We start from the raw sequence: 13009 nt of genomic DNA, 5'->3' as shown, positions 1-13009 counted from the left end.
CTTTTTTATTTAATAAAGGGATGATATTTAGTTATCTGCGCTTCTTAATTATGTTTTTTATCACAATTTGAAGTAAATTTCAGTTAATCTTATTTATTTTATAGGAATTATAAGTTATACTAAAAGTAGGTGCAAAATGTACCATTTGAAAAAGAGTGCATTGCAAAAAGGAATCCGTAAAGGATTCCTTTTTTGTTTCTTTTAAAATGAAGCAACGTTCTAATTATCTCTTTCTTTTTTTATGAATGAACTACCAATGTATAAATTTAAAAGGTATTTTTGGAAAATTGCCATATTCCTGTAACAAAACAAAGGTATGTTATGTGTGTTAAATATAAAGAGAAAGAAGGAAAAGTTGTGAAAAAAGTTTTGCCAATTGTTGCGTTATTAGGCATGATGAGTTTTGGAGTACAGGAAATGAATGTAAGAGCTGATACATACCACAAGGGCGATTCAAAAATTAGTTTTTGGGATTCGAAAAGAAAGGGTACTAATTTCATGAATAGTACGTCATTACCTGAAAACTATAAAAGTGCAAAAGAAGCTAATATTGAATATGTACGTTTAGCACCTGATAAATGGGCAAAAGATAAAGATTTTCTATTTGAGGATAAACCAGATACTTCTGGAAAGGATTTTCTGATAGGTAATGCAGATAACTATCGGGGATTAGTAAAGGAAGATCTAGAAAAATTAAAGGCGGATTTAGATGCCGCACAATCACAAGGAATGAAAGTCGTTCTTACAATGTTATCCTTACCTGGTGATCGATGGCGCCAATTTAATAATAATAAGAATGACGACAGAATATGGGAAGAAGAGAAGTATCAAGAACAAGCAAGTCAATTTTGGAAGGACCTCGCTCTGGAACTAAAAGATCACCCCGCGGTGGTTGGTTATAATATTATAAATGAACCACATCCAGAAACAGCTAAAAATAATAGATATAATGATTTTTGGACGGAAGATTACGAGAAATGGTATGCAAAAGTAAAAGGAACGACGGCTGATTTAAACAGATTTTATGAAAAGGTGATTAACTCCATTCGTGAAGTGGACAAAGAAACACCGATTATTTTAGATTCAGGTTTATATGCTACTCCATGGGCCTTTAAATATTTAAAACCAGTAGAGGATAAAAAAACACTATACGCATTTCATATGTATGAACCATATGAATTAACGAGCCAAGGTGAAAAACAAAACAAGGAATATCAATATCCAGGATTAGTAAAAGTAGGGGATTTAGAGAAACCTGTAATGTGGAATAGACAGGGATTAGAGAAGTTTTTGAAGCCAATTCAACAATGGTCTAAGAAAAATCATGTACCATCTAATCGAATTATTGCAGAGGAGTTTGGAATTAACCGTACTGTTCCAGGTGCTACCCAATACATGCAAGATCTTATTTCTATCTTTAACCAAAAAGGATGGCATAAATCATTCTATGCATTCCGTGAAGACACATGGACAGGGATGAATTATGAATTGGGAACAGAAAAAATAAAATGGGATGAAGAGGGTAAACCGATGCGTCAAGATAATTCACTCTGGGATGTAATAAAAAAAGATTTACAAACGCGTAAATAGTTTAGAATATTAGGTTTAAGGACTAAATATAAGCATCTAATTCAAATAGAATTAGATGCTTTTTATTTCGAAAAAAGGTGGAGTTGAATTAAAGGTTCCATCTTTTCTTTTGCATAAAGAGTACCAATCAGGTTTATTTACAACGAAAAATAAGATTTTTAGAGAATAGCTTAGAAAAAATTGTGGAGGTTTAAACAAATGTGGTCACAATTGTTTAAACCTTTAAAGTAAAATGGAAGTTGGACAGTTGCTATACAGGCAGCAAATTTACAATATGTTTCGGCTGAGCCTTCGGGAAATATAATAGCAAATCGTAATGCAGTTAATGAATGGGAGAAATTCGAATTAATTCCGACTGGGGAATTATATACGTACGCTTTAAAAACTAAAAGTAATGGGAAGTATGTTTTGTTTGAGCCAAATGGTAGAGTAGTAGCAGATCGTACATCAATTGGTGCATGGGAAAAGTTTATCTTATATAATGGTGGAGACAATAGGATATATGTATTACAAGCACTAAGTAATGGTAGATATATATCAGCAAATGGTGGTAGAGAATTAACAGCTACTAGTTATGTAGCTGGAAGTTGGGAAAGATTTGTTATTGTATACTTCTAAACTTTGAAGTGTTATATATCTAAATGATAATGGCATGTTTAGTTGGTATAAATACCTAATACAAGTGTATATTAACGTGTAAAAGGGCTGCAAATAATTAGCAGTCCTTTTTGCATGGACTTACTGAGGTTATAATGAGAAGAAAAAGAACCCTATAGGGTTCTTTTTCAAGGCATATTAACAGTAAGGAGAATCATGAAATGCTACTTCAAATCTTTATTAGGGGAAAGATTTTGAAAAAGCTTAACACGTATTTATTTTTACATAAATGTAAGATGTAGTAAATTGATAATATTTATACTTACTATTACTAATATTCAATTAAGATAGTTAATACTATTTATATAGTGTTAACTGGTGTATAGTACAGTATAGATTTAGAAATTTAATATTAGATTACATTTGTTAAAAAAGTTAATAGATATATTATTTCAAATTCTAACTAACATTTAAACGATTTTAATTGAAATTGGTTGTGTATTAACCCTTATAAGCCAATAAAAGTAAATAAAATAAACAAAGACCCTGTAATAAATACAGGGCCGGATACAGGGTTAAGGGAACGCATAGTTTCTTAATATCATAGTAGCATATATTCTTTGTATAGCTACATGAGGATTTTGACAGAATTAAGAACAAGACAGAAAATCTGTAGGAAAGCAAATATAGTGCTGGAAATGTGATTTTAAATTAAGCTATAGGTATATTGAAATGGATGAAAACTCTTGAGTACCATGATTAAATTGCCTTTAATTATGAGGTTTAGGTTAGAGGGATAATTGGATCTTACTGAAAAGAAAAAATGTTTTTTAGATTAAAAGAAGAAAAGACACCTTTTGGGTGTCTTTTCTTTAGGTAAACAGTTCACATATTGCTGAATTAGATACGAAACTATAATTCGACTACGAAGTAAATCCTAACATAATCTGAACAGAAAAAATATGTAATATTACATATTTAGTTTTTAGTTATTTTATTCAATATAGAGAAGCAACGTAAATAAAAGGGCATGCAGTCGTATCTGCAGCCCTTTTTAGGAGGAATTCAAGACACCATTAGGACACGTATTGGTAAACAGGTTCAAAAATAGTATGTGTGAAAAGAAAAAGTCCTATACCAAAAGTAGACAGGACCTTATCTTTTTTACATTTTAAAAAATGAAATTCTGTCCTTTTGAAATCAGTACAGCACACACTTGGTTTGAAATGAAATTAGAAAAAGTATACATGAAAATGGCAGACAACTATTTTGTTGCCTGCCGGTGCCAGTGGGTTGAATGAGTTAGTCAATTCAATAAATTGTGCTATCCCATTACCAGAAGAGTGAAGCCGCTAGTTCAAACGGCTTAGACATAGTTTGTCTAATAAAGAAAAAATTATGAGTAGAAATTTTGTTTGCTCTATATGAAAAGATAAATAGATATTCATCAGACAAGGATAATTTAGCATATCTTGAATAGGGTGTAGGAACGAATTAAAGAAAGGGATATTTGTTTAGGAAGGGACTGACTCAGGAGTGGGACTTTCGGACAGGGTTTGGGGAGCGGTGATTGCCTTTGGCATTGCGACTAATATCGTTGCTTGTATAATGGCAGTATACATTCAAAAATATGAGCTAATGATAAATCATCTTACAAATATTTTATTTTTAATAATTATCTCTTTAACGTTTATAAAGATGAAAATTAACAGATGGGTGGCTTTAGGATTTACATTAGTTGTAATAGAGAAAGGTATTAAAGCGGGATATGACTTCTACACACATAATTATTATAGTGTCAGTTGGAGTTTAGCTATCATTGTCTATTGCATATACGAGATGGAAAAGTATCATATTGAAATAAACGAATAGGCGCAGCAAAAAGGTGTTAGTAGGTGGAATTCTTTTTAAAATACTATAAAAAAGACACTACAAGAGTGTCTTTTTTTTGAAAATACTCTATAATTAACTTTGGGGAAGGTAATGTTAGAGTATTCGTTTAGCATTATCTTTATATTTGATAAACCATGAAATCGAAAGATTTTGTGGTTTATTTTATGAACAATAGATATTACAGTATTGGCAGTGAGCTATTAATCATTTGAAGCATTAGGGGAGAATGGATTAAAAGTCTAACATCGAATAACGGTTCCGGAATATAGTGTTGCGAAATGATCTCCCATATCCCAAACGGTACTTGCCTGTATATAGCCCTTAAAGCCTTCTGAAGAATAATAAATCTCTTTTGGTATACTTTCTTTAGTTTGGAAATGTGCTTTAGAGTACTTTACATAATGGTTTTTAACAACTTTTGCTTCTGGAACAATAGTGTTTTTTTGTTCCAATGTTGGTCTAGCACTAGAAGGTGGTATGAATTTTACATTGTCTTGGTAATTAGGATCTAAGGTGTCAGCTTGTACATTGTGTGACGAAACAAAGGTGCTTAGACTACTTCCCGCGATTAAAGTTGAAAATACTAACTTTGAGAATTTTGTTAATCTACTCATTCTATAATCTCCTTTTTATTATTTTGTAAGGTATCTCCTTACACCTCACAGTCTATATCCACTACAAAAGGGTGTACATACATATTGATAGACAAAATTCTACAAAATACCGCATGTTTTTGGGGTTTATGTATAATAATCCAATGTCTAATAATCTACCAAAAGTAAAAAGGTAGGTCTTATATAAAAGAAAATGAATAATTTATGCAGGTAATGTATATGGAATTATTGTTTAAATATTCTAAAATGAGTTGATAAAGATGTTGGCAGGTTTTTTGGAAAACAAATAATTCCCTAGGTGAAATTTGGAGGAAACATTCTCTGTTAGAGTTTTTATAAGGGAATTCATTTTCGTAGATTCAAAATGTAAAAATAACTAAAAGAGCAAGTGTTTCAATGGGTAAAAAGCTATGTTGAGTCTTTTTTCTCTGTTGGTGGTCGTCTAATCAATGAAATGACGGATGCTTATGATAGTTTGTGTCTAGCAACATTCGTGTATAAACGAATGAATTAAGAAAAGGGTGAAATATTGGATAACTCGAAATGGATGCCTTTAAGTAATGTTGATGATGATGAGGAAATTTGGGTAGGAGCAAGAGTTAGGTTGTACAATGTTGGTATGAATAGAGAAGATAAAGAAAATAATTTCTATGAATATATTATTTCTTATATCTACGACAACACTAACTACTTACAACTAACTAATTTAACAACAGGAAAAGCAGGTTATATTATTTGTGTCATTGAAAAAGAATTACCAAATAATTATGCTTTGGGCAGAACATTAAAGCAAAGAATAGGTTTAGAAAATACCTATTTTAGATTTGAATAATCAACAAATAAGGGAAGCACCAACTCTAAGGTGTCTTCCCTTATTTAATACTTTTTATCAATAATCAATATTAACAGAGCCTAAATAAAAAAGTGAGAAAAATGATAAACACTCTTCTCACTTTCATCAATTAGGGTGGCATATACATAAATATGCGTTTGGGTGGATTTTGGATGAAAAATCCACATGCATAGTATAACAAAAAAATTATGGCTTTTCGCATGTAATATTGCATATGAAAAATAGTAAAGTTTTAAATTTTAATATTAACAACTTATATATATGTGTTACAATGTAATTCTCTAATTTATTTTATTCTCCTATTTAGAATTTATAGTTTAGTGATTCAATAAAACAAAAGTGGTTGTAATAAATAGATAAAACGATGAAATAATACAGTTAGAATGGTTAAAAGGCAGTTAAATATAAGTATTAAAAGAAATAAATTTACTTATTTATGTTTAGTGAATGTATTATGGTAAGAATTTCATCCGATTGGATTAGCGCTAAACTAGATTTTTATCCAAACAAATCCAATAATTATTTTTTAAATGAAGTATATGTTGCATCAAGTTTATTTGGAATAATTCGTAGTCTAATAATTGCTGAATCTAGAAAAATAACATATTCGAAAGGAGGACAGATAAAACTCTGTCTGTGAAAATTAAATCTCTAAATTATAAAGTGTGGATAATAGGATGTAATTGTGGTTTCATTTCGAATGGTACCATAAATGAATGTGGAAAAGTAAAGGAGAAAAATTTAAATAAACTATATAAGTAGTAAAAATGAAAAGGAGAAGTAGCTAGTGTTTAATATAAAAGAAAGATTGGGGCAAATAAAGCTTAAAACGAAGTTGTCTATGGCATTTATAGCAATATTAATTATACCAAGCCTTATCGTAGGAGTATCATCTTATAATAAATCAAAAACAGATCTTAATGAAACAATTCTACAATCAGCAAAAGATAATATAAGTATTTTAGATAAGATTGTTGATGATGAATTAGAAAATAAGCATACAGATATCACTCATTTTGCAAAGGTACTCACACAAGGGGATTATAATCCTGAACAATCGCAAAATGTACAGAATAAATTTGATCAATATATACAGTTACATCCAGAGATAGAAACGATTTATACGGCATCCAGTAACAATCAATTTATTCATGCACCTGTTGGAAAAATACCAGAAGGGTTTAATCCGCTAGAAAGCAGTTGGTATAAGGATGCAGTAAAAGCAGATGGAGAGATTATTGTTTCATCTCCATATAAATCAAAGTCTACAGGAAATATGGTAATTGCAATTGCAAAGCAGAATGCAGATAAAAGTGGTGTCATTGGCGTAGATTTGAATATTAAAGATATCGTAAAAACATCCAAAATGATAAAAATTGGGAAGCAAGGATTTGTATCTATAGTTAGTCAAGATAAAACTATAGTTGTTCATCCATCACTAAAACCTGGAGAGAAATTAGATAAAACTTTAGTGGATGAATTGTACAAGACAGAAGATGGAGTAATTACTTATAGCCTCAATGGTGAAGATCGAAACATAAGCTTTAAGACAAATAAAAAAACAGGTTGGAAAATAGCTGGCGTAATGCCTACGAAAGAAATTGAAGAAGCTACCAATCCTATTTTTTATAAAACGCTCACTATAATAGGTGCTTCATTATTGTTAGGTGGAATTGTAATTCTATTCATACTCAAATCTATAATTACTCCACTAAGACAATTAGTCATTTCAGCTCAAAGAATTAGTCAAGGAGATTTAACCGAGAAAATAGATATTCGTTCAAAGGATGAACTTGGTCAATTAGGTGGTAGTTTCAATACAATGGCAGAGTCGTTACGTAATATTATTTCTCAAATTAACACATCTGCAGGACATGTAGCTGCGTCTTCTGAGGAACTAACTGCTAGTGTAGAGCAAGCAAGTGTTGCGACAGAACAAATTACAAAAGAGATGGAAGAAATCTCGAACAGTGCAGAGGTTCAAAATAATGAAGTTGAGTCTGGAGCTGAATTAATTGGTGAGGTAACACGAAATATTCAATACGTAGCTGAGAATGCTTCTGAAGTATCGGCTTCATCCATATACACTAAACAAAAAGCCAATGAAGGTGAACAATTAGTAGAACAAACTGTAACACAAATGCAGTCTATCCATCACTCTGTTTCTCAATCCGATAATGTCATAAAATTATTAGATAAGAAATCACAGCAAATTGGCAGTATATTAGAAGCGATTCAAAATATTGCGGAACAAACAAATTTATTAGCATTAAATGCAGCGATTGAAGCAGCTAGAGCTGGGGAACAGGGGAGAGGGTTTGCAATTGTTGCTGATGAAGTTAGAAAGTTGGCGGAGCAATCATCCGAATCTTCAATGGAAATTGGAAGTTTAATTAAGGAAATACAAGCAGACGTACATGAGACTGTAAAAGCTATGAATGAAGTAGGCGTAGAAGTACAGTCGGGAATTAAGGTTGCGAATGATACAAAACAAAGTTTTTATGAGATTTCAAAATCTGCAAATGATATTGTATCAAAAGTGCATGGTATGGTAGAACTATCAAATAAAATGACAACTGATGCAATGAAAGTTGATACATCGATTGATCAAATAGCTATGGCTGTAAAAGAAAATTCTTCAAGTATGCAAACGATAGCTGGTTCATCTGAGGAACAACATGCTTCTATGGAAGAGATAAATTCTTCAGCAATACAATTAGCACAGATGGCGGAAGAACTTCAAGAGTTAATTGGTGGATTTAAGATTTAAGTTGAGATTTTAGGAGAGAATGCTAGAATCTTGTTACAGAGTGGAAATGAAAAATCTTATAACATAGTAAATAAGTATAATATGTACTCTCTATGCGTATTGAACAGGCAGATAAGCCATTTAAAAACCCTCCATTTGGAGGGTTTTTAAATACATTTACATTAAATTTGTGGTGGTGCACCACCATAATCGCCAACACTATATGAAGGAGCAGGATAATGCCCATGAGTAGCAAGCTGATCTGTTTTAGAAAACTGAAAAATTCCCACCGTTAATACCCCAATAAAAGCAATGCCTGATAATAATAAGCTAATTTTTTTCATTATTTTAACACTCCTTTTGCGATTGATTTTTGTCTTGCTTGATAACAAATATGGAAATAGTCACTTACTTTTTGGTGGTTCTCTAATTGTCTACATTTTGTGGCAAATAATTCGGCGTATTCGACAACATATTCCCATAATTCTTCTTCCTCAAAGTATAAGATTCCTTCTTGAATGATTTTTTCTAATTCTTCCAATGGAATATTTTCGTTTAATTTTTTTAAAATAGAGAAGTGGTGTGTGTATTCTTCGTTATGAATTTCTCTACAAATCTGTAGTCCCTTATCAATGAGTTGGCTGGCCGTTGATTGTTCTCCTAACTTATAATGTTCCTTAGCTTGTAGGAAGATGGCCTTGAAGTGTGTAGGGATTTTCTCTGTTACTTCTGAAAGGTGACGAATAGCTAAAGTAGACATACTTTGATCAGAATACAGCCACCCCATAGTATTTTTTACGTATAACAAGGAATCTTCTTCCCTATTTTTTTGTAGTAAATCAATTGCGCAATGTAGATATTCTTCTGCTTGTTCGTACTGTTTTAAATAGATGCAGCAACCACCTAGCAAACTATTACAAAAGGCTGTTTTTACTTCATAACCTTCGTACTTTGAAAAGATTGCTCTCGATTTATTTGCGTACTCGATAGAAGCGAGATTGTTATAGGTATGGTGATAGAAAGTAGCAATTCTATAGTAAAATTCAGCATGTTCAATTTCATCTGGTATAGCTACCAATATTTTTTCTGCTAGTTTATAATGTTCCTCTGCCTCAGTATAATTAGATATAAAAGTGGAATGAATGGATTTGAAAAAATGATAATAGAATTGTAGAAATTGATCTGTAGGCATATCATAATCGCTAATAGTATCAAAACTATTTTGTTGAATACCAAGGCTATCTGTTAAGACCTTGTAACGAAATTCGAGTAGTGAATAGTATAGTAACAAATTTTGATCCTGATGTTCTTGATCCGGCTCAATGCTTAACTTATTAATTTTTTCATCAATTTTCTTTTTTAGATTAGTAGCTTTTATAACTTGTTGAGATAGCATAGCTCGATACCAGTCGTTCAATAGAGAGGTTAATTGCTCATTTCCCTTTACTGAAACACTCATAATATACGCCCCCATTTTCTAAAAAAATCCTAATCCAATTTAATTATAAACATCATAACAAAATAGAAGAAAAAATGGAGTGATATTACAATATTTTTCAAGAAAATTCATAAAAAACAATCAATTTGTGTCGAATATACTTAGAATAAAACATCCAAAAAATTATCAAAAGATGATATGAGTCTTTATACGTTCTATCAGGTGAACTTAGAAACTGTGATTGAAGATTTATGAAATTTCCTTTTCTTAAAACGGATCAATTACATATTAATTTTTAAATTATTTTATCGGATACATATAGTATGTATCCGATAAAATATATAAATCTTGCGTATGTAAATAAGAAGACAATAAAGAAAACAAAAAAGAACTTGTAAGAATTCCTACAAGTTCTTTTTTAGATAATGTAAAAAGGTGAAACAGAACATCTCATTATTTGTAATAGTGAAATTATCTTACTTATGGTTTTGTTTTATAGAAGATGTACTATATTGAAGATTTGTTCTTATTGTTGATTAAAGGCAAATTAAAGACTGGTAGGGAAGAAGTGCATAAAAGAGAAAGCCTTCTTTACTTATTCTGAAAAGATAATTCAAAAAGCAATTTGTGAATAGAATAAGCAATGCATGAATTCATCAACATTGGTGATAATAAATCAGAGAATCAATATATAAGCATGAACTTTAGTGGAATAGCTACAAGAAGGGGATAATTCTATAATAGTAGATATAATTATCAAAATTTTCATCTTAGTTACTTTTCGGGTAGGATAAGTAGAAGAAAATAGGAAGTTTTTCTTTGAAGAAAGCTCTTTTGACAGGAATAGATTTTTTCATAACTAGAACAAATAAATTAATAATCGCATATACTGTATTGTCGTTAAAGCAAGACATTATTTTCTCAGAACAAGGGAATCACTAGAAAAATATGTGATTCCTTTATTCTTAAGTATAATGTCAATAGTTGATTTGAAATAACCGAAGAAATAAAATCTTTGTTAATGGACAATCACATAATTTTAGGTATAGTAGGTTTATAATTTAGACTATAAAAATTAATGTATCTTTTATTATTTTAACCAAGAAGACTCCCTCCATAAGGAACTCACAGCAAGTATGGGTAAGTGGGAGTAGTTCAAAGCATGCAATATTGTTTGATTTGGCTAATACATAGATTTCTCATCTCAGAACTGGTGTAAGAATTATAATGTTTATACCATTCTATTGTATTTTCTAAAGTCTGTTGTAGGGACCATTTTGGCTGCCAATTAAGATTGAATTTTGCTTTGCTAATGTCAAGGTTTAGTAAATTTGCTTCATGAAAATTTATTGGATCTATATTTTCTGCTGTCCAATCCCCGCAGCCCCAAATATCTAGTAAACTGGTCACTAATTTTTCTACTGAAACAATATTACTTAGGGATGGCCCGAAGTTCCATGCTCCTGAATAAAGGATACCATTATTTATAATTTTTTCTGTAAGGAGTAAATACCCGCTTAAGGGTTCTAGTACATGTTGCCAGGGTCTAATAGCAGTAGGGTTTCTAATAATAATGTTTTTGTTTGATTCTAATGCTCGTATACAATCAGGAATAATTCTATCTATTGACCAATCACCACCACCAATTACATTACCAGCTCGAACGCTTGCAATTATTTTCTTGTGTTGAGAAAAGTTTTCTTCTGAAAAGTAAGAATTTCGATAGGAAGAAATTAAAAGTTCGCAGCATCCTTTGCTTGAGCTATATATGTCATGGCCGCCCATAGGGTCAATTTCACGATAACCCCAAGGCCATTCTTTATTTTCATAGCACTTGTCACTTGTCACCATAATTCCTATTTTAGCTGATTCATGTAATCGAATTGCCTCTAGTACATTCATAGTTCCTACAACGTTTACCTCGTATGTTTCTCTAGGATATTCATATGAATACTTAACTAGAGGTTGGGCAGCTAAATGGAATACAATTTCAGGTTTATAATCTGTAAAAACCTTATTTAATTTATTAAAATCTCTAATGTCTCCACGAATATCAATTATATTATTTTGAAGGTTAGTAATGTTAAAGTTATCATTCTTATTTTTAGGATCTAATGAATATCCGATTACAGTAGCACCTAATTCATTCAACCATAGGGATAACCAAGAACCTTTAAAACCAGTATGTCCAGTAATTAAAATTGTTTTTCCGTAAAAAGCATTATTAAAGTTTTGGTTTAACAATTAGTCCACCTCCTTTAGTACCCTATTTTTAGGGGGTTAGGTATAAATGTTTATTATTTTTATACCAATTAACAGTTTTTATAATTCCTTCTTCAATATTAATTCTAGGTTCCCAGGAAAGAGAGTTTTTTATTTTTTGCACATCCGCTTCAGGAACCCATCTTTCATTTGTTCTAGAGGAAATTGCACCGTAATTTGGTCTGGAATTGTTTTTCAAATGTTTGAATAATAATTCTACATAATGTTTCAAGGGGTGAATAGTGCCGCTCCCAATATTAAAAATTTCATTTTGTACAGTAGTATTTTCTACTGCTAGGATACAGGCATCTATTACATTTTCTATATAACAATAATCTCTTAATTGATTACATAAAGTTAAATTTACATCTTTGTTTTGTAATACTCGCAAGATTATATAGCTAAAAATTTTATGCGGCTCTTCGCCTTCTCCGAATATGCCAAAAGGTCTTAATGTTATAAGATTAATATTGTTTTCGCTAGCAATTTGATGGGCGAGTATAGTAGCAGCAGCTTTGGTACTTCCATAGATATCCACAGGAGTTAGTAACATATTTTCATGAATAGGTTCCATCTTGTTACCGTATTCAGAACTACTCCCAAAATTGATGATTTTTTTACAATTCACCAATTTTGCTGCTTGAATAATGTTACAAGTCCCTATAACATTTGTTTCTATAGCATGGATGTAATCTGTATGGGCAGAATTTACACCATAGGCTGCCAGGTGAAAGATATAATCGGGATTAATTTTCTTTATTGCATCTTGTACTTGTTTTTTATCTCGTATATCTATTTCATAGGTTTCAATATATTTTAGAATATCCTTTAGTCTCCAAGAGTTTGATGGTGTTCTTATGAAAAGAACAATTTTTGCTTGTAAATTTAAAAGTCTTCGTGCCAAGTGAGAACCAATAAAACCGTATCCACCAGTAATAAGGAAAGTTTTATTTTTAAATGAAGCAATCATAGTGATAATCTATCCTTTATTAAGATGTATTTTTAGTTGCTGA

The 13009-nt window shown here is 31.0% G+C and carries 10 protein-coding genes and 1 pseudogene; 6 read left to right on the top strand and 5 right to left on the bottom strand.

Annotated elements, in window-relative coordinates:
* Positions 1-321 precede the first annotated feature (321 nt).
* From BLT20_RS16880 to BLT20_RS16870, 3 genes and pseudogenes are all read left to right on the top strand, one after another.
* On the top strand, positions 322-1590 hold the full coding sequence (locus BLT20_RS16880; RefSeq protein ID WP_002026152.1) for a glycoside hydrolase family 5 protein: 1269 nt from the start codon (positions 322-324) through the stop codon (positions 1588-1590).
* A 231-nt stretch (positions 1591-1821) separates the two neighbouring features.
* Positions 1822-2208, top strand: a pseudogene (locus tag BLT20_RS16875) (peroxidase); the annotation flags it as partial.
* A 1515-nt stretch (positions 2209-3723) separates the two neighbouring features.
* Positions 3724-4059 (top strand): hypothetical protein, encoded by a 336-nt coding sequence (locus BLT20_RS16870; RefSeq protein ID WP_000524431.1) that lies wholly within the window; start codon positions 3724-3726, stop codon positions 4057-4059.
* Between the two features lie 260 nt (positions 4060-4319).
* On the opposite strand, the gene BLT20_RS16865 is transcribed toward BLT20_RS16870, so the two are convergent.
* Positions 4320-4694 carry a hypothetical protein gene (locus BLT20_RS16865; protein ID WP_000088972.1) on the bottom strand — a complete coding sequence of 125 codons (375 nt, stop codon included), beginning with the start codon at positions 4692-4694 and terminating at the stop codon, positions 4320-4322.
* 388 nt (positions 4695-5082) lie between these two features.
* On the opposite strand from BLT20_RS16865, the gene BLT20_RS31090 reads away from it, so the two are divergent.
* The 3 genes from BLT20_RS31090 to BLT20_RS16850 all read left to right on the top strand — a co-directional run bounded on the left by BLT20_RS31090 (position 5083) and on the right by BLT20_RS16850 (position 8317).
* Positions 5083-5208 carry a hypothetical protein gene (locus BLT20_RS31090; RefSeq protein WP_002026153.1) on the top strand — a complete coding sequence of 42 codons (126 nt, stop codon included), beginning with the start codon at positions 5083-5085 and terminating at the stop codon, positions 5206-5208.
* A gap of 33 nt (positions 5209-5241) precedes the next feature.
* A complete protein-coding gene (locus BLT20_RS16860; RefSeq protein ID WP_002024558.1) occupies positions 5242-5526 on the top strand; it encodes a hypothetical protein in 285 nt (94 codons plus the stop codon).
* An 808-nt stretch (positions 5527-6334) separates the two neighbouring features.
* Positions 6335-8317: a methyl-accepting chemotaxis protein gene (locus BLT20_RS16850; protein WP_000481869.1), complete on the top strand. Its 1983-nt coding sequence runs from the start codon at positions 6335-6337 to the stop codon at positions 8315-8317.
* 161 nt (positions 8318-8478) lie between these two features.
* Here the strand turns inward: BLT20_RS16850 and BLT20_RS30600 are convergent, their stop codons facing one another.
* The 4 genes from BLT20_RS30600 to BLT20_RS16830 form a co-directional block, all read right to left on the bottom strand.
* Positions 8479-8640 (bottom strand): hypothetical protein, encoded by a 162-nt coding sequence (locus tag BLT20_RS30600; protein WP_000724107.1) that lies wholly within the window; start codon positions 8638-8640, stop codon positions 8479-8481.
* Entirely contained in the window at positions 8640-9755 is a 1116-nt protein-coding gene (locus BLT20_RS16840; protein ID WP_000116953.1) for a Rap family tetratricopeptide repeat protein, read from the bottom strand. The genes BLT20_RS30600 and BLT20_RS16840 overlap by 1 nt, the downstream gene beginning before the upstream one ends.
* 1134 nt (positions 9756-10889) lie before the next feature.
* A complete protein-coding gene (rfbG, locus tag BLT20_RS16835; RefSeq protein WP_000934345.1) occupies positions 10890-11978 on the bottom strand; it encodes a CDP-glucose 4,6-dehydratase in 1089 nt (362 codons plus the stop codon).
* Between the two features lie 28 nt (positions 11979-12006).
* Entirely contained in the window at positions 12007-12966 is a 960-nt protein-coding gene (locus tag BLT20_RS16830; RefSeq protein WP_073339656.1) for an NAD-dependent epimerase/dehydratase family protein, read from the bottom strand.
* Positions 12967-13009 lie beyond the last annotated feature (43 nt).

Origin of the sequence: Bacillus sp. cl96, from assembly GCF_900100505.1 — a bacterium.
In the GTDB taxonomy this organism is placed as follows: Bacteria; Bacillota; Bacilli; order Bacillales; family Bacillaceae_G; genus Bacillus_A; species Bacillus_A cereus.
This window is presented reverse-complemented; position numbering and strand designations above follow the sequence as displayed.